At 70.0% G+C, this 25,108-nt stretch carries 21 protein-coding genes; 9 read left to right on the top strand and 12 right to left on the bottom strand.

Annotated elements, in window-relative coordinates:
* Positions 1-23 precede the first annotated feature (23 nt).
* Positions 24-2,792, bottom strand: a complete 2,769-nt coding sequence (locus Pth03_RS05595) for a helix-turn-helix transcriptional regulator (RefSeq protein ID WP_203943040.1) — start codon at positions 2,790-2,792, stop codon at positions 24-26.
* 120 nt (positions 2,793-2,912) lie between these two features.
* Here Pth03_RS05595 and Pth03_RS05590 point away from each other — a divergent pair, with 120 nt between their 5' ends.
* Positions 2,913-3,737, top strand: coding sequence for an AfsR/SARP family transcriptional regulator (locus Pth03_RS05590; RefSeq protein WP_203943039.1), 825 nt, complete (start codon positions 2,913-2,915; stop codon positions 3,735-3,737).
* 15 nt (positions 3,738-3,752) lie between these two features.
* Here the strand turns inward: Pth03_RS05590 and Pth03_RS05585 are convergent, their stop codons facing one another.
* On the bottom strand, positions 3,753-4,721 hold the full coding sequence (locus tag Pth03_RS05585; protein WP_203943038.1) for an EamA family transporter: 969 nt from the start codon (positions 4,719-4,721) through the stop codon (positions 3,753-3,755).
* A gap of 97 nt (positions 4,722-4,818) precedes the next feature.
* The gene (locus Pth03_RS05580) at positions 4,819-6,318 is read right to left on the bottom strand and encodes an FAD-binding oxidoreductase (RefSeq protein ID WP_239118821.1); all 1,500 of its coding nucleotides are present in this window, start codon (positions 6,316-6,318) and stop codon (positions 4,819-4,821) included.
* Positions 6,319-6,527: 209 nt separating this feature from the next.
* On the opposite strand from Pth03_RS05580, the gene Pth03_RS05575 reads away from it, so the two are divergent.
* Together Pth03_RS05575 and Pth03_RS05570 are read left to right on the top strand one after the other, a co-directional pair.
* Entirely contained in the window at positions 6,528-8,039 is a 1,512-nt protein-coding gene (locus Pth03_RS05575) for an FAD-binding oxidoreductase (protein WP_203943036.1), read from the top strand.
* A 146-nt stretch (positions 8,040-8,185) separates the two neighbouring features.
* Positions 8,186-8,899, top strand: coding sequence for an SDR family NAD(P)-dependent oxidoreductase (locus Pth03_RS05570; RefSeq protein WP_203943035.1), 714 nt, complete (start codon positions 8,186-8,188; stop codon positions 8,897-8,899).
* A gap of 28 nt (positions 8,900-8,927) precedes the next feature.
* Here Pth03_RS05570 and Pth03_RS05565 read toward each other — a convergent pair whose 3' ends face one another.
* Positions 8,928-10,349, bottom strand: coding sequence for a cytochrome P450 (locus tag Pth03_RS05565; RefSeq protein WP_203943034.1), 1,422 nt, complete (start codon positions 10,347-10,349; stop codon positions 8,928-8,930).
* 356 nt (positions 10,350-10,705) lie between these two features.
* Between Pth03_RS05565 and Pth03_RS05560 the strand changes: the two genes are divergently transcribed.
* Complete coding sequence (locus Pth03_RS05560; RefSeq protein ID WP_203943033.1) at positions 10,706-12,037, top strand: prenylcysteine lyase family protein; 1,332 nt, start codon at positions 10,706-10,708, stop codon at positions 12,035-12,037.
* A gap of 45 nt (positions 12,038-12,082) precedes the next feature.
* On the opposite strand, the gene Pth03_RS05555 is transcribed toward Pth03_RS05560, so the two are convergent.
* Complete coding sequence (locus Pth03_RS05555) at positions 12,083-13,018, bottom strand: catalase family peroxidase (protein WP_203943032.1); 936 nt, start codon at positions 13,016-13,018, stop codon at positions 12,083-12,085.
* Between the two features lie 215 nt (positions 13,019-13,233).
* Here Pth03_RS05555 and Pth03_RS05550 point away from each other — a divergent pair, with 215 nt between their 5' ends.
* The gene (locus Pth03_RS05550) at positions 13,234-14,220 is read left to right on the top strand and encodes an SAM-dependent methyltransferase (RefSeq protein WP_203943031.1); all 987 of its coding nucleotides are present in this window, start codon (positions 13,234-13,236) and stop codon (positions 14,218-14,220) included.
* A gap of 92 nt (positions 14,221-14,312) precedes the next feature.
* Here the strand turns inward: Pth03_RS05550 and Pth03_RS05545 are convergent, their stop codons facing one another.
* Positions 14,313-14,687 (bottom strand): nitroreductase family deazaflavin-dependent oxidoreductase, encoded by a 375-nt coding sequence (locus Pth03_RS05545; protein ID WP_203943030.1) that lies wholly within the window; start codon positions 14,685-14,687, stop codon positions 14,313-14,315.
* A 163-nt stretch (positions 14,688-14,850) separates the two neighbouring features.
* Between Pth03_RS05545 and Pth03_RS05540 the strand changes: the two genes are divergently transcribed.
* Entirely contained in the window at positions 14,851-15,498 is a 648-nt protein-coding gene (locus Pth03_RS05540; RefSeq protein WP_203943029.1) for a TetR/AcrR family transcriptional regulator, read from the top strand.
* A gap of 585 nt (positions 15,499-16,083) precedes the next feature.
* On the opposite strand, the gene Pth03_RS05535 is transcribed toward Pth03_RS05540, so the two are convergent.
* The gene (locus Pth03_RS05535; RefSeq protein ID WP_203943028.1) at positions 16,084-17,715 is read right to left on the bottom strand and encodes a CocE/NonD family hydrolase; all 1,632 of its coding nucleotides are present in this window, start codon (positions 17,713-17,715) and stop codon (positions 16,084-16,086) included.
* Between the two features lie 126 nt (positions 17,716-17,841).
* Positions 17,842-18,660 (bottom strand): alpha/beta fold hydrolase, encoded by an 819-nt coding sequence (locus Pth03_RS05530; RefSeq protein ID WP_203943027.1) that lies wholly within the window; start codon positions 18,658-18,660, stop codon positions 17,842-17,844.
* Positions 18,661-18,860: 200 nt separating this feature from the next.
* On the opposite strand from Pth03_RS05530, the gene Pth03_RS05525 reads away from it, so the two are divergent.
* The gene (locus Pth03_RS05525) at positions 18,861-19,838 is read left to right on the top strand and encodes a sigma-70 family RNA polymerase sigma factor (protein ID WP_239118775.1); all 978 of its coding nucleotides are present in this window, start codon (positions 18,861-18,863) and stop codon (positions 19,836-19,838) included.
* On the opposite strand, the gene Pth03_RS05520 is transcribed toward Pth03_RS05525, so the two are convergent.
* A complete protein-coding gene (locus tag Pth03_RS05520; protein WP_203943026.1) occupies positions 19,752-20,156 on the bottom strand; it encodes an STAS domain-containing protein in 405 nt (134 codons plus the stop codon). The genes Pth03_RS05525 and Pth03_RS05520 overlap by 87 nt on opposite strands.
* Before the next feature lie 56 nt (positions 20,157-20,212).
* Here Pth03_RS05520 and Pth03_RS05515 point away from each other — a divergent pair, with 56 nt between their 5' ends.
* Positions 20,213-20,515, top strand: coding sequence for a DUF1905 domain-containing protein (locus Pth03_RS05515; RefSeq protein WP_203943025.1), 303 nt, complete (start codon positions 20,213-20,215; stop codon positions 20,513-20,515).
* Positions 20,516-20,551: 36 nt separating this feature from the next.
* Here Pth03_RS05515 and ltaE read toward each other — a convergent pair whose 3' ends face one another.
* The 3 genes from ltaE to Pth03_RS05500 form a co-directional block, all read right to left on the bottom strand.
* Complete coding sequence (gene ltaE / locus Pth03_RS05510; RefSeq protein WP_203943024.1) at positions 20,552-21,556, bottom strand: low-specificity L-threonine aldolase; 1,005 nt, start codon at positions 21,554-21,556, stop codon at positions 20,552-20,554.
* 165 nt (positions 21,557-21,721) lie between these two features.
* Complete coding sequence (locus tag Pth03_RS05505) at positions 21,722-23,251, bottom strand: M20/M25/M40 family metallo-hydrolase (RefSeq protein ID WP_239118774.1); 1,530 nt, start codon at positions 23,249-23,251, stop codon at positions 21,722-21,724.
* A gap of 145 nt (positions 23,252-23,396) precedes the next feature.
* A complete protein-coding gene (locus Pth03_RS05500; protein ID WP_203943023.1) occupies positions 23,397-24,257 on the bottom strand; it encodes an SDR family NAD(P)-dependent oxidoreductase in 861 nt (286 codons plus the stop codon).
* A gap of 96 nt (positions 24,258-24,353) precedes the next feature.
* Here Pth03_RS05500 and Pth03_RS05495 point away from each other — a divergent pair, with 96 nt between their 5' ends.
* Positions 24,354-25,007, top strand: a complete 654-nt coding sequence (locus Pth03_RS05495) for a TetR/AcrR family transcriptional regulator (RefSeq protein ID WP_203943022.1) — start codon at positions 24,354-24,356, stop codon at positions 25,005-25,007.
* Positions 25,008-25,108: the final 101 nt, after the last annotated feature.

Below are 25,108 nucleotides of genomic sequence, written 5' to 3'. Positions count from 1 at the left end.
CCACCGTTCGCGCGGGGTTCTCGCTACCTGGTGCGGTGCACGCTGCGCATGAGATCCATCCGGGACGAGACGTCGAGTTTGCGCAACACACGGGAGACGTGGGTCTGCGCCGTACGCCGCGACATGTACAGCTCGTTGGCGATCTCGGGATTCGACAGGCCGTCCGCGACGAGGGACGCGACGCGTTGCTCGGTCGGTGTGAGCGCGTCCCAGCCGGTGGCGGACCGCCGGTGCAGGCTGCGCGGACCGCGGCGGATCCCGTGGGTGCGCAGCCGGGCGTCGGCGCGGCGCAGATCCCAGGTGGCCCCGAGCGACGCATAGATCCTGGCGGCCTCGTTCAGCGTCTCCCGCGCGGCCGCCAGATCTCCGGTGGGCGACAGGTCCCCGGTGGCCGCCAGCCTCACCGCCGCCTCCTCGTGGGCCGCGGCCGCAAGCAGCAGCCAGCCGCGCTGGGCGGCGACCTCCGCGGTCCGTCGGATCGCGGGGACGTCGTCGTCCAGCAGGGCGCGGCAGAGTTCGGCAGCGGTGATCTGGCGTGGCAGGGCTGACGATGCGGACGCGTCCGCGTCGGCGCTGTCGGCAGCCGCCCGGGCGGTGTCGGCGTCCGCCACGGCGAGCGCCAGCCGCACCAGGTCAGGCAGCCACATGTACCGTTCTTTCGCGTCGTAACTCATGTCCGGGTCGAGCCAGACCGACAGCTCGGCGACGGCACCCGGCAGATCTCCGTCGGCCTCGGCGCGTATGGCACGGGCGGCAACGAGATACCCGCTAAGTATTCGGACGTCTCCGGCGGTGATGGGCAATCCGGCGACCGCGGCGATGTGATGGCGCGCTTGTACCCAATCCTCTCGGTGCGCGGCGATCAGTGCGGTGAGCCCGTGCCGGACCATCGTCACACCAGGCTGCTGCGCCGGCGGCATGGCATCGAGGTGCACCATCGCTTCGTCCCAGTCACCGAAGTCGAACGAACCCATCGCCGCGGCCGTCTCCACGCGGCCGATCCGGCCCGCACCGACCCGGCCGCCCACGATCAGGCTCTCGTGGACCGCCGCGCGGAACGCCTCCGGCCGGCCCAGATTGTTCAGGCAGGCCAGTTTGTTGTTCAGCAGGAGCATCCGCAGATCGTTGGACTCGGCGTCCCACCCGAGACCGGTCAGCCCGTCCTCGAGGTGTGAAAGCGCCTCTTCAGGGCCGCTGGTGTGGGCGAGCACCAGCCGGCTGTACGCCACTGCGATCCTGTCGGCCAGTGCGGTGGCGTCGCTCAGCGCCCGGACCGCGGCGGCCTGCGCCTCCGTGTGCCGGCCCTCCTTGGCCAGCACACCGGCCGCCCGGGAGCGGATGCGGGTGGACCACAGGGCGGGGATCCGCGGGTCGTTCACCGCGGCCGCGGCGACGTCCAGAGCCTGGGCGGTGCGTCCCTGCCGGCTGGCCGCCCGGACCCGGTACAGCAGCATCCGCCCACGGACCTCCGGGTCGTCGGCCGAGGCGACCTCAGCCGCCGCGGCCTCGCACTCGTCGTCCTGACCGACCGCGAAGGACACGACGGCCAGCCGTACGCCCAGAGGTGTGAGCCACCCGGCGGCGGCCGGACTGCGCAGCGCGCGGCCGAGGAGCTCCAACGCCGCCCCGGGTGCCGCGAGCAGGGCCGCCTCCGGCAACTCGGCCAGCCACTGCACGGCCCACCGGTCCAGGGTGCCGCCACCGGCGAGCAGATGCCGGGCGACGACATCGACGTCGGCGCCGGAACCGGCGAGCACGGCGGCGAACTGTGCGTGCAGACCCGCCCGCAGCGGCGGCGCCAGCTGTTCCTCGAGCACGCTGCGTACGAGTTCGTGGCGGAATGCCAGCCGGTCGTCTACCGCGATCAGCGTGCCGTCGGCCAGCGCCTCGGCCAGGGTGTCGACCAACTCGGCGGGCCGGCGGTCGATCACCGCCGCGAGCTGCGGCACGGCGAACTCCTCGCCGAGCAACGCCGCGGAGCGCAGCACCTCCCGGGTCGGCGCGCCGAGCAGGGCGAGCCGCCGCGTGATCGCCGCGGTCAAGGAGCCGGGCCGGGCGTCCGGCGCCTCCGGATTCCAGCCCGCCACGAGTTCCTGGGCGTACAACGGGTTGCCGCCCGTGTCCGCGAGCCCGGCGGCGAGCGCCTCGTCGGGCGCCCGTCCGAGCAGGGATGCGGCAAGCTCGAGAACGTCGTCCATGTCGAGCGGCTGCGGCCTGACCACGGTCGCCGCACCGAAGTCGACGGCGTCACGCAGCCGTTGCAGCTCCGGTCGCTGTGCGTACGGCCGGCACGAACCGACGAGCAGCAGCGGCATCTGGTCGACCGTCTCGGCCAGCCGTTCCCACAGCATCGCGGTGGGCGGGTCCGCCCAATGCAGATCCTCGAACGCCAGCATCATCGGTCCGGCCGCGCAGTGCCGATCGATGAGCTCCAGAGTGCGTTCCGCGGCGGCCAGTCCGGCGTCGAACACCCGGTCGTCGCCGCCGCTGAGCAGCTCGGCGATCTCCCGGCGCAGCGGATCCGCGGAACTCGTCGTGATGGACAGCGCCTGGATCACCGGCCGCAGCGGGAACGGCTGGAGCAGCTCCTGCGCGACCGCACGCACCACCGGGATGCCGGCTTGGGCGACCTCGGAGGCGAGGGCGTCGCAGAGGGCCGATTTCCCGATGCCGGCCTCACCCTCGATCCACAGCGCCCGCCCTTTACCGGCGGCCAGGTCGTCGGCGAGTGACCAGAGAACGGCGAGCTCCCGCTCACGGCCGACCAGTCGTTGCGATCTCACGCCACCCACGTGGGTCAAGGGTAATGGCCGGTGGGACGCCCACCGACGGCGGCGCCGAATGGCCTGCCGCCAAAACCGCCGTCATGTCGCCGATGTCTCGTACGTCGGCGGCTGCGAACACTGGCTGTCATGACGAACACGGTCCGGTTCAACGTCCTCGGCCCCGTGCGTGCCTGGCGCGAGGGCGCCGAGCTCGACCTCGGTTCACCGCAGCAGCGTGCGGTCCTCGCCGTGCTCCTGTTCCACGGCGGCGCCCTGGTGACCCTCGACGAACTGGTCGCCGCCATCTGGGACGACGAGCCACCGCGCACGGCGGTCGGCACGACCCGTACCTACGTCCACCGGCTCCGGCGCGTCCTGGAGCGCGATCCCGGGAAGCCGACGCTGCTGCGTTCAGCCGGCGGGGGCTACGCGATCAACAGCCGTACGGTCGATCTCCACGATTTCCAGCAGCGGCTCGACGCCGCGGCGGTCGCCGAGCATGCCGGCCGGGCGGCACAGGCCGCGGAGGAGCTGGACCAGGCACTGGCCATGTGGAACGGGCCGGCACTGGCCGGTGTGCCGGGCAGGTACGCCGAGGCGCAACGCGCACGGCTGGCCGAGGTGCGGCTCACGACCATGGAACGGCGGCAGGAGATCGCGATCGCCCTGGGTCACCACCGCGACGCCGTACCGGAACTGACGGCGCTGGTCGGCGAGCACCCGTTCCGGGAGCGGGCACGGCAACTGCTCATGCTGGCGCTGGCCGGGTCCGGCCGACGGGCCGATGCCCTTGCGGTGTTCCGGGACGCCCACCGGCTCCTCGCCGACGAGTTCGGCGTCGAACCGGGTCCCGAGCTCCAGCGCATCCACCGCGAGATCCTCGACGGCGAAGCCCCTGGCCCCACTCCGGGAGCCGGACAGCGTTCGACGGCCGTCCGGCGCCGAGCGGACCTCGCTGGCCGGGCCGCGTAACACAGAACGTACGGTTCACCCGGCGGCCAGGAACGCACCGCCGAAGAGGGCGACCATGACACCCCACGCGTGCACGCCCGCGATTCGCTCGCGGAGCAGCCACACGCTGAGGACGACGGTCACCGCGGGATACAGCGAGGACAGCACCGCCGCCGATCCGAGCGATCCGAGCGTCGAGGCGAAGGCGAACGCTCCGTCGGCCGACGCGTCGGCGAGGCCGACACCGGCGACGGCGACGACCGCCGCGGTGATGCCGCGGCGGGCCGGCTCCGGCCCCGGGCGCACGTTCAGCGCAGGGTGCACGGGCAGCCCAGGGTGCACGGGCGTCGCGACCCCCGGATCGGGCGCCGCTGCTCGGCGCCGTGCGACGTAACGCCCCACGGCGAACACGACGAGCAGGCCGGCGCCGACGACGCCGGCCACCATGCGGACGATGACGGCCGACCAGCCCGGATCCACCGTGCTGGCCTGGTGCAGCATGACGTAGAACGCGCCGAACCCGAGGGCCGCGCCGAACGCGTACAGGGAGGCGGTCATCGGCCTCGCGACGGCGTGGCGCCTGCTCCGCCGCGGCCAGCTCACCAACGTGACCCCGGTCAGCACCGCGGCCATCCCGACGACGTCCCCGGCGGAGAACCGCTCGCCGTGCGCCACCCCCCACAGCAGGGGCACCGCCGCGGACGTCGCGGCGACCGGCGCCACCACCGACATGGTCCCCTTGCGCAGGGCGAGATAGAGCAGCCCCATCGCCGGCACACTGGTCAGCCCGGCGACCACCGCCCACCACAGCCGCCCGTCACGCGGCACATCCTCGCCACGGCCGACCACCACGACCGCCACCGCCACCGCCGCCGCCATGCCGGCGACCTTCGACCAGCCCAGCACCGTGACGACCGGCAGCCGCCGCGACCACAGCCCTGCGACGAAGTCCGAGACACCCCACCCCAGCGCGGCGACGGCGGCCAGCGCCAAGGATCCGAACATGACAAGACTTCCTCTCTCGGGTCGACGGCCGGGCTCCCCCGCACGGTGAAGGGGCCCGGCCTGCGTGGCCGGACCCCCTCACGGCCGCATGTGGTGGTCAGGCCTGCGGCGGGATGTTGTGGTTGACGCGGAACAGGTTCTTCGGGTCGTACCGCCGCTTCAGCATCGCCAGCCGCTCGTAGGCGGCGGGCTCGTAGGCGGCGCTGACCCGCTCCGGCGCCACGTCGTACGCCGACAGGAAGTTGACCTGCACGCCCCCCGTCGCCCACGGCCGGAGCGCCTGGACCACGGGGGCGAGTGCCGGCGCGAACGTCTCCTCCATGCCCGGCGCGCCGACCGTGGCGGCGAAGAGCTGGAAGCGGGCGTCGCGGTTGCCGACCGCGTTCGGCACCGCCGGGTCCTTTGCGAGCGCCCCGCCCAGCTGCCGGATCTCGATCATCAGCACCGGCGTGTCGACCGCCGGTCCGGCGGCTTCGACGAGTGCGTCGGCCGCCTCCTGCGGGAAGTCGCGCAGCAGGACCGACCGCTCGTACGTGGGAACCGGGTCCACCGGATCGGCGTGGATCGAGGCGACCGCGGTGAACGGCATCTCCCCCACCGCGTCGATGATCGTGGGCGCCGCCGCACGCAGCGGCGCGACGAGCCGCTCGCCCACCTCCGTGGCGCCGAGGTACGCCACACGTACGTGGACGGTGAACCGGTTGCGCAGCGGCTCCGGCACGAACGGGAGGTCGGGAAGCCGCAGGAACGCGAACGACACCGTCAGCTCGTCGGGCGCGGACGCGGCCACGGCGCGGAACGCCGTCAGCACCGCCGCGACGTGCTCGCCGGGGAAGAAAAGGCCGCCACCGTAGATCGTGGTCACCGGGACCAGACCGAAGCCGAGCCGCGTGACGACGCCGAAGTTCCCCTTGCCGCCACGCAACGCCCAGAACAGGTCGGGCTCGCGCTCGGCGTCGACCTGACGCAGCTCTCCGTCGGGCGTGACGAGCTCGATGGACCGGACATGGTCGGCGGCGAACCCGTACCGGCGGCCGAGCATGGGACTCAGCCCGCCGCCGAGGGTGTAGCCGACCACCCCGACGTTGGGCGACGACCCGGGCAGCGGGGCGAGACCGTCTTTCGCGGCCTCCTCGATCACCGCCTGCCACTCCACCCCGCCCGCGACCTCGGCGGTGGCGGTGGCGGTGTCGATGCGGATGTCGGTCATCCGCCGCATGCTGATGAGGACCGCGCCGTCGGCCGACACGAACGCACCGTGGCCCGTCGCGACCACGGCGACGGGCAGGTCGTGCCGGTCCGCGAAGCGGACAGCGGCCTGGACGTCGGCGGCCGACGTCGCGCCGACCACGACGAGCGGCCGGTGCTGCAGCGCGAGGTTCCATGTCGCCGACTCCGCGGCGTATCCCTCGTCGTCGGGCGTGAAGACCGGGCCGGCCACCTCGGCGTCGAGCGCCGCCAGCGCCGACGGATCGATCGAAGGTTGCTGGTGCTCGGCGATGGTCACCGTGTTGCCTCTCTCGAATGACGGCGTGACGCGCCGCTCGTGGCACCGGCGTGCTCCGCCGTTGCCGGATTCATCCCAGCGCGGCGGCATTGGCACCGTGTGGACGTTCTGTCGACGCCGCTGACTGCGCGGCGTCGACACAGCCGGTGCCGGCGGTGACGGTCGAGGCGTGACCGCTGAAGCCGTACGGCGAGGCGTCTCGCCGGCGTCAACGCCGCCCCTACGGGACGGTGATCGTCCGTCGACACGGGCCGGGTCTCCTGTCAGGACGCACTGCGACAGGAAATCGGAGAACCAACATGGAACACGACCCCACTGCCCGGCCGAGCCTGAACCGGCGGACACTCCTCGGCCTGGGCGCCGCAGTGGGCCTGACGGCGCTGCTGGCGGCATGCGCCCCGAAGGAGACAGCGCAGGCCGGAAACTCGCCCAAGCCGGTCTTCGATCGAGCCGGCCTGCCCACCGGCCTCAAGGGCAGCGCGTTGCTCCCCGGTGATCCGGGCTACGCCGACGAGATCAAGACGTACAACCTCTTGATGGCGCCCCAGCCCGGCGTGATCATCGCGGCAGCCGACGCGAGCGACGTTCAGGCCGGCGTGCGCCTGGCCGCCGAGCGGGGCGCACCGGTGGCCGTGCTGGCCACCGGCCACCAGCTATCGGCGCCGATCGGCCCCGACACCGTGCTGATCACGACCCGAGCCATGCGCGGCGTCACCGTCGACGCGCAACGACGCGTCGCTCGGGCCGAGGCAGGCGTGCGCTGGGGACAGGTGGTGGACGAATCAGTCAAAGTCGGACTGGCACCGCTCAACGGCTCCACACCAATCGTCGGCGTGGTCGGCTACACGCTCGGCGGCGGGCTGAGCCCGACCATGGGCCGCGCCTACGGCTACGCCGCGGACCATGTGCGCAGCGTCGACGTGGTCACCGCGGACGGCCGGCTTCGCACCGTCACCGCGGAGACCGACCCTGACCTGTTCTTCGCCGTCCGCGGTGGCAAGAGCAACTTCGGCGTCGTCACCGCGATCGAGTTCGACCTGTTCCCGGTGAAGACCCTCTACGGCGGCGCGATCATGTTCGACGGCGCGGACGCTGGGAAGGTGCTGCACGCCTACCGCGAGTGGGTGAAGACCGTGCCGGACGAGATGTCCTCATCGGTGGCGCTGATGCGGATGCCGGACGTGGCCGCCGTTCCCGAGCCGCTGCGCGGAAAGTTCGTCACCAGCGTGCGCATCTCCTACATCGGCTCCCCGAAGTCCGGCGCCAAGCTGCTCGGTCCGCTGCGCGGGGCGGCCAAGCCGATCATCGACGCCGTCCACGAGATGCCGTACAGCGACTTCGCCACGATCCACGCCGACCCCGTCGACGCAGCTCCGATCTACGAACGGACGGGTCTGCTGAAGGAGCTGACCGCCGAGACCGTCGACGAGCTCCTCGCGGCGGCCGGGCCCACAGCGTCGTTCCCGATCACGATGACCGAGATCCGGCACCTCGGCGGCGCGCTCGGCCGGCAGCCGGCTCAGCCGAACGCGGTGTCCAACCGGGATGCCGCGTTCACGCTCTTCGTCGCGAGCGTCGGCACGCCGGCCGACGCCGCCGCGATCAAGAAGGCCGAGGCCGACATCATCCGGCGCATGCAGCCGTGGAGCACCGGCGGGATGTACCTCAACTTCATGGCCGGCGAGGACGTGGCGCCCGAGGCCGTACAGCGGGCCTATCAGCCGGACGTCTACCAGCGGCTGGTCGCGGTGAAACGCAAGGTCGACCCGACGAACATGTTCCGCCTGAACCACAACATCAAGCCCGCCTGACGAGCCGCCGCCACCCGGTCCGAATTCCCCGTGGACCGAGTGGCGGCCGCCTACCCCGGGCTATTTCACCCGTGCATGGGCCGACGCCGGCGGCGCCAGACGGAGCCGCCGGCTCGGCCGCAGACCGCTGAACAGAAAGGACAGTCGTGCAGAACGTTGTGATTGTCGGTGGCACCGGAGGAATCGGGCGGCAACTCGCCCTCGCCCACCTGGCGCGGGGCAACCGGGTGATCGTCTCGGGACGCGACGCCGCACGCGCGCAAGCGGTCGCAACCGAGCTGAACGCGACCACCGGCAACGACGGCGAGGCGTACGGCATCCGCACCGACCTACGCCATCCGACCGAGCTCGCCCGGTCGCTGGCCGACCTGGACGCCATCGGCGTCGACACGGTCGACACCCTGGTGCTCGCCGGAATGGAACGCGACCTGAACACCGTCAGTGCCTACGACATCGCCCGAGCCGTCCAGTTGGTGACCGTCAAAATCGTCGGCTACACCACCATGGTGCACCTGCTGCGGGACCGGATCGCGGGCTCGGTGCTGCTCTTCGGCGGCACCGCCAAGGACACGCCGTTCTTCGGTTCGACGACCGTCTCCACGGTCAACGCCGCCGTCACCGGCATGGTCAGGACGCTGTCGCTGGAACTGGCCCCGATCCGCGTCAACGCCATCCACCTCGGCATCGTCGCCGACAGCCCGTTCTGGCAGGGCGACCGATCCATGATCGACGCACTGGCAGGCGACACGCTCGCCCGTGACCTGACCACCACGGCGGACGCCGTACACGCCTGCCTGTTCCTCACCGACAACCCGTCCGCCAACCAGATCGACCTCCGCCTGGACGGCGGGCGCCGCTGACGGGCACGAGTGGTGCTCTGGCGCGCCATCACGAAGCACCATCTGAAGGCCGACGTGCCAGCGTGACCCGCAGGTTGGTCGGGAAGACCGTGAACGCGGCACGTTCCCCGACGGGCCCCGCCGACGTGTCGGGCGCGATGTCGAAGTCGCGGCATGTCGTCGCGGCGATCAGGGTCGCCTCCAGGATGGCCAGGTTGCGGCCGGGACAGAACCTCGGTCCGCTGCCGAAGGGCAGGAACCGTGGTGCATGCGTCCGGTCGGCCACCGAGCCGTCCAGCCACCGCTGCGGGCGGAACTCGCCGGGGTTCGGGAAGACCGTCTCGTCTCTGGCGCCATAACCCGTCAACGCGATGATGGGCGTGCCCGCCTGCACGGCGACGGACAGCCCGTCACCTTCCACCAGGGTGCCCTGCAACGGTTCAACGGCAAGCTGCGGTGCGACCGGACGCAGCCGCATCGCCTCCAGCACCACGGCTTCGGTGTACGTGAGACGCCGGACCGTTTCCGGATCGCCGACCGTGCCGGCGCCGACGACCTCGTCCACCTCGGCTCGCACCCTCCGCTGCGCGTCCGGGTCGTGCGCCAGGTAGTGGATCGCCCATGCGGCCGTGGACGAGGTCGTGTCCTCACCGGCGAGCATCATGGTCAGCACGTTGCCGAACAGTTCCTCGTGGGTGAAGGACGGCTCATCGCCGACGGGGCCCACCAGTGCCTCGAGGAAGTTCTCCGGCTGCGCACCGGTCGCCATGCGCCGCCGTGCGTGTTCGAACCGGTCACGGACCAGTTCGTCCAGTTCCGCGACGATGGCGTCCAGCCTCCGGTCGCGTGGCATCCGGAACAGCCGCCAGTACGGCAGAGGTGCGTTGAGCCGCCGCCCGATCTCGGGGAAGATGCCGGGCAGCCGGCGCTGCAGCCCGTCGTCGAGGTGCTCCAGCGAGTTCAGATCGTGGCCCATCGTCAGGCCGACGGTGACATCCAGCGTGTACCGCATCATGACGTCCAGGACGTCGATGCGCTCACCGCCGGCCGCCGCGGCCGACCAGCGTCCCTCCAGCCGCTGGTTCACCCGGCTCAGGGTCGTGAAGTAGGCCCGCACGTAGGAGGCGTTGAGACTCCGGGTCGCCATCCGCCGCAGCCGCCGCCACTCGTCGCCCTCGGCGGTGAAGACGCCGTGCACGCCCGCCTCATCGATGATCCGTGTGACCCGGGCCCCACGGCGGAAGCGATCCGGTCGATCGCGGAGCACCGTGTCGACGATCAGCGGGTCGGCGGTCACCACCGCCGGTCCCGCGGGAAACGTGACCCGGAATGTTGGCCCGTAGCGGTCGCACCACCGCTGCAGCACCCGATGGGGTGTGCCGCCGCGCAGCATCTGCGGCAGATTCCCGACCAGCGGCAGGGCGCGCGGCCCCGGCAGATCGTGGACGGTCACGGCGGAAAGCTGTCTCATGTCGAACCCTCGTTACAGGTAGATGGTGCGTGTGCCAAGCGGCCGGCCCGCCGTCGCACAGGCGGGCGCATAGAGGAAGAAACTCGAGCTCCCGACCATTCGGTCGCTCAACCTGAGCGAGGTCGTGCCGCAGGTCCAACACGTGGGACACCACGTGCAGGTGCAGGTGCGCTCTGGCGGTGATGTCGGCTGCGACCCAAGTCCACTACCGCGCCGTCAACGACGCGTTGACACCCGGTATACGGCCGGCAGAGCGGGCCGCGGCCCGGACGTCGCGCGATCGTCAACCCGGCATCGATGCCGGGGCGCGACGCTCTGTCCGCTCGTGTTCGTCGAAACCGTCTCGAAGGAGCCGCATGCCGTCCCCAACCATGACGTCACCCGGCCGATCCGGCGCTCCACCCCATGCCGTGGTGATCGGTGCCGGAGCGGCCGGATCGGTGACCGCCTACCGCCTCCGGCATCTCCTGGGGCCGGACGCGTCCATCACCGTGCTCGAGGGCTCCGGTCACGTCGGGGGACGCGCGCGGAACATCAGCTTCGGTGGGACGCGCCTGGAGGTCGGGGCCAGCATCCTCCACTCTCGAGGTCGCCGGCTCCTGAGCCTCGCCCAAGCGGTCCGAATACCGATCTCGCCCGTCGCCGAGCGACCTACCGCCGTCGCCGTGTGGAACGGCGCTCGTTTCACGCTCAACGCTCCTGCCGGGGGACTCGAACCCGAACTCGTCGCCCGCTACGGCCAGGAGAACGTCCTCAGACTGGCCGCCGTCGCCCGGAACGTCGCGTCCGCCTGGTCGACGGTGTACCGGCTGCAGGACCGCGGCGCGCTGTTCGAGAACCCCGGACAGATGCTGCGGGCGGTCAGTCTCGGCTCTCTGCCCGACGTCTCACTGGCTGACCGGCTCCTCGACGCCGACGTCGATACGCCCATCATCGATGGGTTCGTGACGGGCATCCTGCGCAACATCTACAACCAGACGCCGGCGGTCAACGCCTTCGCTGGATCGATCGCGCTGATCGGCGCAGGCCTCGCCGGAGGCACCCTCTTCGCGGCGCGCGACGGCAACAGCCGGCTCTTCGAACGGGTGGTCACGGCCGCAAACGCCCGCCTGCTGCTGGAGACACGCGCCGCATCCGTGCACGCGACGCCGCGCGGCTACGCCGTCACCACGACCGACGGCGCGGAACTCGCCGCGGACACGGTCGTCGTCGCGGCTGCGCCGGAACTCGCCCATATCGAGTTCGACCCTGCCGTACAGCCGGACCACCGGCCATTTCAGACGGTGCACGTCACCCTGGTCGCCGGTCAGGCGTCAGCCCGATTCTTCGGCGCGAACACCATGCCCGACACCGTCTTCACCGAGGACGACCCGGCGCTCCGGTTCACGTCGTTCGCGACCGCGGCGTTCTCACCGCAGCACCGGGCGCCGATCTGGAAGATCTTCTCGGCAGAGGCGGTCGGTGACGCCGGTCTCGCCGAGATGTTCGACGCGGTACATGAGGTCTGGCGCGGATCGTGGAGTGCGTACCCGGTGCTCACGCCGCGCCGGCCCATGCCGTCCTTCGAACTAGCTCCGGGCCTCTACTGCGTCAACGCGATGGAGTCGGCGGCGTCCACGATGGAGCACGAGGCCGTCGCGGCGTGGAACGTCGCCGGCCTCGTGCAGCGCCACCTCGCCCGCCGCTGAACGGACGCCGTCACGCGCCCCCGAAGCTCGGGGGCGCCGCCGGCGTCAACGGTGTTCGCCACGCCTCCGGAGGGACTCGGGGTAGGCGCCTGCGCGGAAGGCGAGCACCGGGTCATCGGACAGCTCGATGCCGGCCGTGACCCAGGTCGGATTGAACCCCTGCGCGGCCCAGCGTTCCTGGTCGTCCACCGGCGCGGTCAGCTCCAGGCGTCCGGCGGTGATCTCCTTGCGCGTTTCCGGCCAGGCGACGGTGGGATCGTGCGTCGGATCACCCTCCTCGCCCAACTGGACCTGGAGCGTGAACGCCACCGGGCCGTCCTGCAGGCGCTCGTGGAGCTCCGCGGTCAGGTAATGGTCCGCTCGGGTGGCCGCCTCTTCGGCGGTCAGATCCATCCGTCCGGCTTCGGGCTCCCAGCGGTACCGCACCGGCTGCCGGTTACCGGCCGCGTCGACCCAGACGAACGTGTGGATCGCCCAGTAGGCGGCGCTGCCGTAGCTGACCGGCACCGGCGGCTGCTGCGTGATCGGCTCGGCGAGGTGCGGGTGAGCGGCGACGAACGCCTGCACCCGGGCCGGGTCGGGGTGTCCGGTGGCCGCGTCCGGCCGCAGCGCCTCCGTCAGCGTAAGGAACTCCTCCGGTGTCGAGGCGACGAACACCGGCACGCTCAACGCGATGAGATCGGTGTCGCCGCCGTCCGGCAGCGCGAACCGGGTCGCCATGCCACGAGCCACCGGCACCCCGTCACGCGCCTGCGGATTGCCCTCCGAGTTCGAGAACCGCACGGTGACGGGCACCGGTCGGCGTTGCAAGTGGGCGGCCGTCGTCAGTCCCATCGCGTCTCCGGTCGGCGTGAACGTGCCCTTGAAGCACACACCCCGGGCGCCGGAACGGCGATAGCCGGGATAGGTCCCACCGCTCATGCGTTCCATGCTGTCGACCACCTGTACGGGGGTCGGCGGCAGGGCGGTGTCACTCGACATAGCAGTCTCCACGTGTGATGTCCGGTCTGTTGGCCTGCGGGGTCGAACGGTAACCACGCCAGGTCGACGTCCGGTCGACGTTCCATGGACACGCCGGCTCCAACGGGGCGTCTACGCCTCGTCGACGGCCGTGGGACAGCGTTGGCTCGGCGACCGGTTCAAAGACCAACGGCTCGCCTCGTGGCTGCTCTTCGACCTGAATGGATGCGAGAACCATGTACGACCCCGAAAGCCGGCCGGCGCGAGAAGGCGTTCGCGCGACCACGTCGACGCTGCCGACGGGGGTAGGCATAACCGCCCTCATCACGGCCTACGCCCGCGCGCAGGAGTCGCGCCGCCGCGATGCGCTGTTCGTCGATCCGCTGGCGGAGTCGTTCGTCGTCTCCGCCGTGGGTACGGCCGCAGGCACTGGCGATGCGCTCCCACGGCTCGGACCTGCCCGCGACGACGGGTCGTCGGCGCTGTGGACAAGCCTCTGCGCCTATCTTGCGGGCCGTACCCCGTTCTATGACCGATACCTTGTGCAGGCCCTCGCGGACGGCCGGCGACAGGTCGTCATGCTCGGCGCGGGACTGGACACCCGTGCGTTTCGTCTACCGCTGGCGGCGGGGACCATCGTGTACGAAGTCGACACTCCAGCGGTGCTGGACTTCAAGGCTCGTGTCCTGGCGAAGCATGAGCCGACGAGCGCGGCCGAACGGGTGCTCGTCGCGATCGACCTGCAGGAGGACTGGGTCGGTGCGCTCCGGCAGGCGGGCTTCGACTCTGGCCGTCCTACCGTCTGGCTGGTGGAAGGTCTGTTGATGTACCTGACCGCACCGCAGGCCGACGCCCTGATGGCGGCGATCAGTGCGATATCGGCACCAGGCAGCGTGTTCGCCGCCGAATACCTGAACCGGCGGTCCCGGATGGACGACGTGCCGATCTCCGACTCGGGTGACCGTGCGGTCGCCGAGCTGTTGACCAGCTCCGACCAGGGCGGTCCAGGCGTCGAGCCCGAGGCGTGGCTGTCGCGCCACGGCTGGGTCGCACGCCGGCGCGACCTCGTCGAAGAAATGGCTGACCTGGGACGACCTGTGCCTGTCCTGTTCGACACGGACAGGTCCGATCCCCTGCGCTCGTGGCTGTTCACCGCGGCTCTGACCGCGGTAGGCGATGTCGACGAGGATGCGCCGACGGAGACCCGCGATTCCGCGCCCTGACCTGTGGAGGCGGCGGCCCCGGCTCGGCCCCTGACGCGGCCCTCAGCGAGTAGTTCGTAACGGTGCCGAGGCTCCGGACCGGACGTCGATCGTCAGCCTGCGACCAGGTCCATACGGAGGAACTCGGTGATGCGGAGCAGCCTCGGTGGGCGTGCCACCTCATCGGGGAGTGCCTGGAACGCCTCGTCTTTCCCGACGAGGCGTGGGGCGGCGAGTTCCACCTCCCTCCCGTCGACCCGGAGCCGCGCACCGTCGGCTGCCAGGATGTTCTGCACCCAGTCCGAGCGCGATCCATACACCAGAACGAACAGGTAGCCGCCGTCGACAGGATGGGCATCGAGCGGCGTGTAGTACGTCGAGCCCGAAATGCGGCCGACGTGGATCAGCACCGGCCACGTCCCGCCCGCGATCGCGCGAGGGTTGAACACCCGCTTGTTCACGTGCCCCCACCACCTCGGCATCGGCATCGGGATCTCCTTCTCTCGCCCCGGCGGGGCGCGTCGTGGGTTGGACGTTCGCCGAGCCCCCCGCTGATGCCAACGGAGGACTTACGCTTGTAAGGCGGCTTACGTACGCAAGGCTGACTTACGCTTGTAAGGCTGTCAACCCGCCCATTACCCCGGAGCCGTCGTGTCACCACCACAACCGCTCAGCAGAGGTCTCGTGCTGGAAGCCGCGATCAGGGTCGCGGATCGCGGTGGCGTGGAGGCGATCACGATGCGCCGGGTGGCGCAGGAACTGGGCGTGGAGGCGATGTCGCTCTACCACCACGTACCGAACAAGGACGCGATCCTCGACGGAGTGGTCGACATGGTGTTCGCGGCGATCGAGTTGCCCAGTGCGGAGTGCGACGATTGGCGCGACGCGATCCGTGCGCGCGCTTTCTCTGCACGTACGGTCCTGTCACAGCACAGCTGGGCTCTCGGCCTCATGGACTCCCGTCGCAACCCGGGGCCGGCGACGCTACGCCACCACGACGCCGTCCTGGGTGTCCTCCGGGAGGCGGGGTTCACGCTGCCCATGGCCGCGCACGCTGTCTCGCTCATCGACAGCTACATCGGCGGCTTCGTCCTCCAGGAGGCGAACCTGCCGGTGACGACGGCGGACGATGTCGAGGAAGTCGCCGGCGGCATCCTCGAGCACCTGCCGGCGGACGAGTTGCCGTACCTCACAGAGATGATCGTCGACCACGCCCTGCGGCCGGGCTACGACCACATGGGCGAGTTCGGCTACGGCCTGAACCTGATTCTGGATGCGCTCGAAGCTCGCCGGAGGTAGCGCCCCCGGCGCCGCCATGTGAGACTCGCCGTGCCCCTCCGCCAAAAGCACTCGCAGCGGGGACCGGCTGTCGATCTGACGTTGGGTCTCAATGGACGCCGCCCAGCGGATCGTAATGCGTAAAACGCACCCGTCATTCCTGCTCGCACTTTCTCCGGTAAGAACCGCAGGAGCGAGACCTGGACGTCGCCGAGATTCAGGAGCCGTAACGTTCCCCAGTAATTCGATGCGTGATCACTGCGAATCGTGGCGGGAAGTAGGGCATCGGCTGTGAGGCTGCGCCAGTGGTCGAATCTTTCCCCTACCGGCAGATCATCTGTTCGGAAATCCCTCGCGATCATTACGCGTCCCCCGGTCTGTTGTTGATCAGTCCAGACCATAAGAGATCAACAGACGCACGAAGGTTCAGGCCTTCGGGCCACCAGATCAAAGAATTGCCGACGGGCAACGTGCTCAAGGCAGATGAGGAAGCCCGGGTCCTACTCGGGCTGCCGTTCAAGACGGTGTTCGCCGACCGGCGGCGGGCGATCATGCCGCTACACCTGGACCCGCCGCTGACCCGCAGCGTGCGGCCTCGTGTGATCCTTAGCCGACGACGGGGAGCACGACGGCGGACGGCCTGCCCGGGTCGTGGAAGACCGCCTGATCCGCGGTGACCATGTGGGTGGCGGTGCCGAGGTCCGCGCCGGTGCCCGGGTTGCGGGCCACCCGGGGGTAGGCGCCGCTGCACACGTGAAGACGGACACGGTGCCCGGCGCGGAAACGGTGCGCGGCCGGCCAGAGCTCCACGTGGACCCGCCGCACGCCGTCACCGTCCGGCTCCGGCGTGCCTGGCGTCAGCCGCCGCATGCCCTCACACAGGTTGAGCGACTCGCCGTTCGAGCCGACATCGCACAGCCGTACGACGACGTCAGTGTGGATTCGGTCGGACCGCACGTACAGCTCCGCGCCGACCGGGCCGATGATCTCCAGATCCTCGGTCAGCACCGGGCTGGTGAAGGCGAGCACGTCGTGGCGGCTCTCCAACCGGCGCTGATCGGCCGGTTTGCCGCTGCCGGTGATCGAAGGGCCGGAGACGCAGGGCGTCGGATGGGCGGGGTCGTACCGGTAGGTGTCCGGTGCCGACTCCGGCGGATCCACCGGGGCGAGCCCGCCGTGGGGCTGGAGCCGCCATTTCTTCTCACGGATGCCGGACACGGGCCAGTCGGGGAACTCCCGCCACTCGCCGGCTCCCGTGACGTGCAACCGGACGGGGTTGTCCCGCAGCTGCGAGGAATCGCCGGAAAGGTGGGCGCGGAACCAGGTGAGCGCATCGATCACCGCGGCGCGCATCATCCGGCCGTCGGAGTGAGACCAGGGTCCGATCGTGAGGTAGGGCCGCCGGCCTGCCCCGCGTAGCGCCGCGTAATCCGCGAGCTGCCACGGCAGGAAGACGTCGTACCAGCCACCCATCATGGTCACCGGCGCCTCGACCGCGGCTACGGCCGCGCTGAAATCGCGCCTGGCCCAAAACGGCGTCTCCGGCCCGTTCCGCAGCACATCCTGGAAGAACCTGCTCTGCTGCCCGGTGGCGAGCGCGTCGAGTTCCGCCAGCGGACGGCCCGACGACGCGGCCCGCCGGGCCCGCCGGGACGAGACGAAATCCGCGGTCAGCCATGAGAGCGGATGTTCCATGCGAGCCGTCATGTCGACCCACGTCAGTGCGGCCTCCAGGGCGAAGCCGCCCCCGTAGTACATCGCGTCGTGGAACTGCGACGCGGTCACCTGGGTCGCCATCGCCTTCAGTTCAGGGCCCGCTTCGGCCGCGATCGCCCACTGGGCGAAACCGATATAGCTTGGCCCGAACATGGCGAACGAGCCGTCGAACCACGGTTGTGTGCGTAGCCAGTCCACCGTGGCAAGGCCGTCGTCGCGCTCGTCGCCGAGTGGGTCGAACGCACCGCCGGAGCCGAACCCCCCGCGTACGCTCTGCACCACCGAGTGGAAGCCGTGCTCGGCGAAGACGTAGCCGTACAGCATTCCGAACGGACCCCGCCGGCCGTACGGCGAGCGGACCAGAACCGTGGGGGAACGATCCGAACCCACCGGCATGTAGTGATCGCTGAGCAGGATCACACCCTCCGCGACCGGAACGGCCACGTCCCGCTGCACGGCGACATCGTGGGAGCCACGGGGCAGCCGCATCGCGGCCGCCCCCAGCCGGCGAGCCAACCGCATGACCCCATGCTACGAACCGCGTCTCGGCGACGATCCTTCGCCCGACGGGAAAGACCGGCCCGCCGCCAGATCCCAATGAGGAGGCCCGATGGGGTGAGTACCGGTACCTGATTTCAGCGGACCGGCTCAGCTCTTCTGGTCGAGGAAGGCGAGGGTGACTGCTGCGAAGAGCGGGGACAGGAAGATGTCGTAGTGCGTGAGACCAGGCAGGATCGCCAGTGCGTGACCTCCCTTGGGCCGGGCCTCTCCCTGCCAGCCACCGTCACGCAGGCCGCCGTCGAGGAGTTCGAAGACCTTGACGTAGTGGCTCGGCGGTGCCATGTCGGCGTCGGCGGCGACCACGAGCGTCGGCATCCGCAGGCCGCGCACTTCTTCGGAGAAGTCGAAGTCCTTCGCCATCGCCTCGCCGATCTTGTCGAGCAGCTTGGGGAAGTCCTCGGGACGAGGCGCCACCCGCTGGTAGAGCTCGTACATCGGGGTGTCCTTCATGAACTCGGCGGCCGCTGCGCTCACCTGGCCCTGCTGCTGGAGGATCTCCGGGTAGATCGCATCGCGGCTGACGTGCGCCGACGCCGTAACCAGGCGACCCACCTTCTCCGGGTGCTTGATCGCGACCTGAAGCGCCACCCCGCCGCCGAGGGAGTAGCCGACCACGTCGGGCTTCCGCAGGCCGAGGTGGTCGATGAGCGCGGCGATGTCGTCACCCATCAGCCGGATGTCGAGCGGCCGGTCGATGTCGGCGGTCCGGCCGTGCCCCTGCAGGTCGGCAGTGATGACCTGGTGGTGGTCGGCCAGGGTGGGAAGGATCGGCCCGAACATCTCGCCCGAGCCGAGGCCTCCGTGCAACAGGATCATCGGGTGCCCCGACCCGTGCGTCTCGTAGTACAGGTTGATTCCGTTGACCTCGGCGTACTGACCCGAGCCGGCGGCGGTCGAATCCGTCATGATTGCTCCTCGCATGCTTCCCAGTCGACGTTGACACCGGTGTAGACCGGGCGGGCGACGGAAACTCATCGCTGTGGGCGGGGCGAATTTCCGCACGCTCGGAAGCATCCACATCATGAGCACTCGGCGTGGTGGCCCTGCCGGGATGGGGAGCCGCTTCGCCCCCGAAAAAGTCGTAGTCGCCCGCTAGGTTCGTCAGGGTGAGCGATGTGACGGCCAACGCACCGATCGAGTCGCAACTGGAGTCGTACCGGCCTGAGCTGACCGGCTACTGCTACCGGATGCTGGGGTCCGCCTTCGAGGCGGAAGACGCCGTGCAGGACACCTTGGTCCGTGCCTGGCGCGGTTTCGACCGGTTCGAAGGGCGCTCGGCGCTACGGTCCTGGTTGTACCGGATCGCGACGAACGTCTGCCTGAACATGCTCGGCAGCGCTCAACAGCGGGTCAGGCCCATGGATCTCGGCCCGGCCGGGTCCGGCCGTGCCACCGACCCGGGCGAGCCGCGTCCCGACCAGATCTGGGTGGGCCCGGTACCGGACAGCCGGGTGCTGCCCGAGGCCGCCGATCCGGCCGACGTGGTCGCCCAACGCGAGTCGATCCGGCTGGCGTTCGTCGCGGCGCTCCAGCTCCTGCCGCCCCGACAGCGGGCCGTACTAATCCTGCGGGAGGTGCTGGCCTGGTCGGCCCAGGAGGTGGCCGACCTGCTCGACACCTCGGTGGCCGGCGTCAACAGCGCACTCCAGCGGGCCCGGGCCACGATCACCGCTGCCGACACCGCCGCCGACGTCCACGAGCCGCTGGACGAGACGCAGAAGGCGCTGCTCGCGCGTTATGTGAAAGCGTTCGAGGAGTACGACCTTGAGGCGCTGACGACCCTGCTGCATGACGACGCGACGCTGTCGATGCCGCCGGTGCCGCTGTGGCTGCGCGGCCACGACGACATCACCGCCTGGATGGCCGGTACGGGCAGCGGCTGCCGCGGCTCGCGTCTGGTGCCGGTGACGGCCAACGGGATGCCGGCGTTCGGGCAGTACCGGCCCAGCACCAGCGGCTCCGGTCACGACCCGTGGGGCCTGACCGTGCTGGAGATCTCAGCGGGGCGGATCGCGGCCGTCAACAACTTCCTCGACACCGCCCGCCTCTTCCCGCTGTTCGGGCTGCCGGCCCGCCTGGATTAGCACGTCGGTCAGCCCGAGCAGGCGTACGAGCTCGAGCAGGTCCGGGCAGGCGCCCGTGACCGTCAGATTCCAGCCGTGCCGACGCGCGGTCAGGCGCAACCTGGCCAGCGCCTCGACCGTCACCACGTCGGGATGGGCCACGTCGGCCACGTCGCAGACCACGACGCCGCCACCGTGGCCGCCACCGTGGCCGCGCACCAGCTCGGCAAGGCCGGCGCACAGGACAGGGATGTCCGCACGCGTAACCGTCGCGCCGACGGCGAAGAAGATCGCGGAGCCCGCCATGTGGATAGGACCGCCGGCATCGCGGAAACTCATCGCCTCAGCGCACTACAGCCCCCAGGACTGTCGGACGCCGGTGCCATGATGAACGCGTGGTGGTCATTTTCGACGCCGAGCTGTGGATATGGGATGCCCGGCGCTCCGACACGTGGACCTTCGTCAGCCTGCCTGGCGAGGCATCCGAGGAGATCCGTGACCTGGCAGGCGGGTCGCGCCGCGGCTTCGGTTCGCTGCGGGTGCGGGTCACCGTCGGCGGGAGCACATGGAAGACCTCGATCTTCCCGGACAGCGCGCACGGCACCTACGTGCTGCCCATCAAACGCGCCGTCCGCACAGCCGAAGCCATCGACGCAGGTGACATCGCGACGGTGAACGTCGAGCTCATCGACTTCTGACCACCGTGGCCCGGCATAAGCCGCGTCGCCCGGCGCCTATTCGGCGAAATACGCCTTCACGGCCGACACGAACATATCGATGTCCGCGCGCTTGACGTCCATGTGCGTGACGAAGCGTGAGCCGTACAGCACCTGCGTGAGAATGCCCTGCTCCTTCAGCGCTGCCTCGAGCGGCGCGCAATGCTCCTGCGGAAACTGCGCGAACACCATGTTGGTCGCGTGCGACTGCACGTGGACCTCGTCGATTTCCGCAAGCCCACGCGCGAGGTGCTCGGCGTTCTCATGGTCTTCCGCGAGGCGATCGACGTTGTGTTCGAGGGCGTACAGGCATGCCGCCGCCAGCAGTCCGGACTGCCGCATGCCGCCGCCGAGCACCTTGCGCCAGCGGCGCGCGCTCTCGATCAAGTCGGCGCTGCCGACCAGCACCGAACCGACAGGCGCTCCCAAACCTTTCGAGAAGCAGATCGAGACCGAATCGAACGGTGCACACAACGCGGCGATCGATTGCCCCGACGCGACGGCCGCGTTGCAAACGCGCGCGCCATCGAGGTGCGTCGCGAGACCGCGGCTGTTCGCCAGCGTGACCGCTTCGGCGACATACCCGGCCGGCAGCACCTTTCCGCCGATCGTGTTCTCCAGCGCGAGCAGGCGCGTGCGTGCGAAGTGATCGTCGATCGGCTTGATCGCCGCGGCTATCTCATCGAGCGGCAGGGAACCGTCCGCGGCGTTCGCGATCGGCTGTGGCTGGATGCTGCCGAGCACGGCCGCGCCGCCGCCTTCGTTCCTGTACGTGTGCGCCGACTGGCCCACGATGTATTCGTCGCCGCGGCCGCAATGCGCCATCAGCGCGGCGAGGTTGCTCTGCGTGCCGCTCGGAAAGAACAGACCGGCTTCCTTGCCTGCGCGCTCCGCCACGGCCGCCTGCAGGCGCAGCACGGTGGGGTCGTCGCCCCAGACGTCGTCACCCACTTCGGCCGCCGCCATCGACGCCAGCATCGCCTGACTCGGACGCGTAACGGTGTCGCTGCGCAGATCGATCATGTCAGTCCTTCCGTGAACAACGTCAAGGGCCGCTCGAAGCGCCAGATGACGGGATCACAGGAGTGTAGTGCGATCCGGCAATACGCCTCTAATCAGGTCAAACCACTCCCGCCCTGGATGCCGACGCCGACCACCGGCGCTGCTCACGCTCTCACCGTACGGCGGTCAATCGGCCGGCCGACGGGCGTGCTCGTCGAGGATGTGGGCGACCGCTACGGTCAGCCGCTGGGCGAAGCCCAGGTTCAGCCACTCGTCGGGCACATGCATGTTGGAGTCCGATCCCACGGCTCCGGTGACGACGAACTGCGCGCGCGGGTAGGTCCGGCCGAGCAGTTCCATGAACGGGATCCCACCACCGAGGCCCGCGCTCCTGGCGGGCTTGCCGAACACCCGGTCACCGACCTTCGCCAAAGCCGAGGCGAGCCATGGTTCGTGTGCCGGCGCGTGCCAGCCGTTCCCGGTCAGGAAGTCGCCGACCTCGACCTGCGCGCCGTACGGAACGTCGGTGGTCAATGCCCGCACGAGAGCGGCACGCGCGACCTCGGCGTCGACCGTGGGCGGGAGCCGGAGACTCAACCGCAGTGAGGTCGAATCCCGCAGCACGGCACCCGCGACCGACGGGTCCGGGAGGCCGGATGCGCCGATGACCGACAGTGCGGGCCGCCACGTGTTGTTGAGGATCAACTCGACGTCGTCATCCGAGGCGACGCGCATCCCCTCGGCCAGAGGAAACCGCGCTGCCACGCCACGTGGCTCCAGGGCGGCGAGCGCCTCGGCCTCGGCGCGCCGGTCGTCCGGGATCGCGACGTTCATCTCCGGCATCTTGATCTCACCGGTCGTGGAGTCCTCGATCCGGTCGAGCAGCATGCGCATGACACGGAAGGAACTCGGCACAATGCCGCTCGCCACTCCGGAGTGCACGGACGTCTCCAGAACGCGTACGGTCACGGTCGCCTGCAGAAAGCCGCGCAGGCTCGTGGTCAGCCACAGCCGCTCGTGGTCGAGACCGCCGGAGTCGAGGCACACCACCAGGGACACCTCACCCAGCCGACCGGCCAGATGCTCGAGGTATGCGGGGAGGTCCGGGCTTGCGGACTCCTCCGCCGTCTCCAGCAGCAGAACGACCCGCGCATGCTGCCCGCCCGCCGCGTGCAACGCCTCCACCGCCGTCGTGGCCACGTACGCGGAGTAACCGTCGTCCACCGAACCACGGCCGTACAACCTGCCCTCGCGGACCACGGCCCGCCATGGACCCAGCCCGTCGGACCAGTCACCGTGCGGGGGCTGCTTGTCCAGGTGCCCGTAGAGGAGGACGGTGCCGCTCTCCGTGGCGCCGGGGGTCGCCGGCACGTCCACGAGAAGCAGCGGGGAACGGCCGTCGAGCTGGACGATCTCGCACTTCGCGCCGGGCAGTCCGCGCGACTCGACCCAGGCCCGCACGTGCTCGACCGCGTCACGCAGATGGCCGTTCTGCTCCCACGAGGCGTCGTACGCGGGTGACAGTGCGGGGATCTCCACGAGACGGGAGAGGCTCCCGAGCACCTCTCCGGTCCAGCCGGCGCTGACCGCTTCACGAGCCTGCTCATGGTCCATGGGGGGCACTACGGCCTGCTCGGCCGAGAGGGCCGGGTTTCCGTACGGAGTGACCGGGTCGGAGGGCGACGACAGGTCCGGGGTCGGTCGTCGTGTGTTCATCGCAACTTCCAATCACCTGATTCAAATCGTGCATGTGAGGTGCACAAACAGCCTTGGACAACGTTAGGTCGTGTCGACGATCCGATGAGACGAGGGTGGTCGAAGGCGGTCTCCACCGCTCGATGCCGACGTCGAACGGTGACGTTCAGTCACCGAGGGCGATGTAGGCCTCGTTGGCGGCGTTGACCTTGCGGCCGTCGAGATCGGCGCCCATCTTCGGGGCGACGAACTCGCTCGCCCACGGTGCGGTCTGGAACCGCAACGGTGGGTCGTCCTGGGTGAGCAGGTCGAGGATCTGCGGGCCGATCTCCTCGACGGGCTGCACAGCGCCGGTGTTTCCGATGATGCGCGAGAGCAGTTCCCAGGGTTCGGGGTAGGGGCTGTCGTCGATGTGCTCGTTCGGCAGCAGCTTCTCGAAGCGGCGTGGCGCCATGACGTCGGTGGCCACCGGGCCGGGCTCGACGATCGTGGTCTTCACGCCGTAGCGGGCGACCGCCGGGGCGAGGGACTCGACCGCGCCCTCGAGGGCGAACTTCGAGGCGGCGTAGGCGTCGTTGAACGGGGCGCCGACCAGGCCGTTCGCGCTCGTCGTCACGACCAGGCGGCCCTTGCCGGCCCGCAGATGCGGAAGCACCGCCTTGATCACGGCCAGGTTGCCGAAGAAGTTCCGCTCCATCACGTAGCGGAATCCCTCCATGGTGATCTGTTCCGCCGTGCCGAGAGCGAAGATGCCGCCCGCCTGCGAAACCACGGCGTCGATGTGCCCGTACTTCTCCGCCACCTGGCGGACCAGCGTCTGGACGCCGGTGTGGTCGGTGATGTCGAGGTACCGGATGTCCAGCTCGAGATCGCGCTGTGCGGCGTCCGTCGACAGCTGCGCCATGCGCTCCGGGTCGCGCCCGGTCGCGACCAGCGCATAACCGGCCGCCGCCGCGTCCAGCGCGATCGTACGGCCCATGCCGGACGTGGCACCCGTCACGATCAGGACCTTGTTGTCACTGCTCATGAGTGAACCTCCCATTTAACGCACAAGTTGTGCGTTAAAGACGCTAGGCGCTCCGCGCCGCAATGTCAACGCACAGGCTGTGCGCTAACCTGAGGCATGGCCTCCCCAGCGTTCCAACGCGCTCGTTCCGCCGAGAGCAAGCAGCAGCGTGCACGTTCTCTCGTCGACGCCGCGCGCTCCCTCGCCCTGGAGAAGGGAGTCGCGGCTGTGACGTTGAGCGCGATCGCCGAGCGTGCCGGCGTGCACCACTCGGCGATGCGCCGCTACTTCGACTCCCACAAGGACGTCCTGCTCCAACTCGCGGCGGAAGGCTGGCACCGCTGGGCCGATGAGACGACCGAAGCGTTGCGTGACCGGCAGGTGAACGCGGCGGAGCTCGCCCGGACGCTCGTGGCGACACTCGCAGCGGACCCGTTGTTCTGTGACCTGCTGGCCAACGTCCCGCTGCACCTCGAACACGAGGTCACCGTCGACCGCGTCGTCGAATTCAAAAAGACCAGCCGCGAGGCCGTTCTTCGGCTGACCCGGGCGATCGCCACCGCGACGCCCTCACTCGGCACGGCCCGCGCACTCGACGTCGTCACCGCCGCCAACGCCCTCGCCGCCACTCTGTGGCAGGCCACCCACCCCGCGCCGACTCTACGCGCGGCATTCGCCGCCGATCCGACGCTCACGCTCGTGAAACCGGATGACTTCCGTGACACTCTCACCCGCCTGCTCACGGCCACCTGCGCAGGTCTCACGGGCTGACTGGGCTGCACCGGACCCGACACGTAAAATTGTGACGAACTCCAGGAACGACGAGCCAGACGATCCCCGCGACTGCGCGACAAGCCGGCACGAACGCGTCG

Origin of the sequence: Planotetraspora thailandica (assembly GCF_016863335.1) — a bacterium.
Classification (GTDB): Bacteria; Actinomycetota; Actinomycetes; order Streptosporangiales; family Streptosporangiaceae; genus Planotetraspora; species Planotetraspora thailandica.
This window is presented reverse-complemented; position numbering and strand designations above follow the sequence as displayed.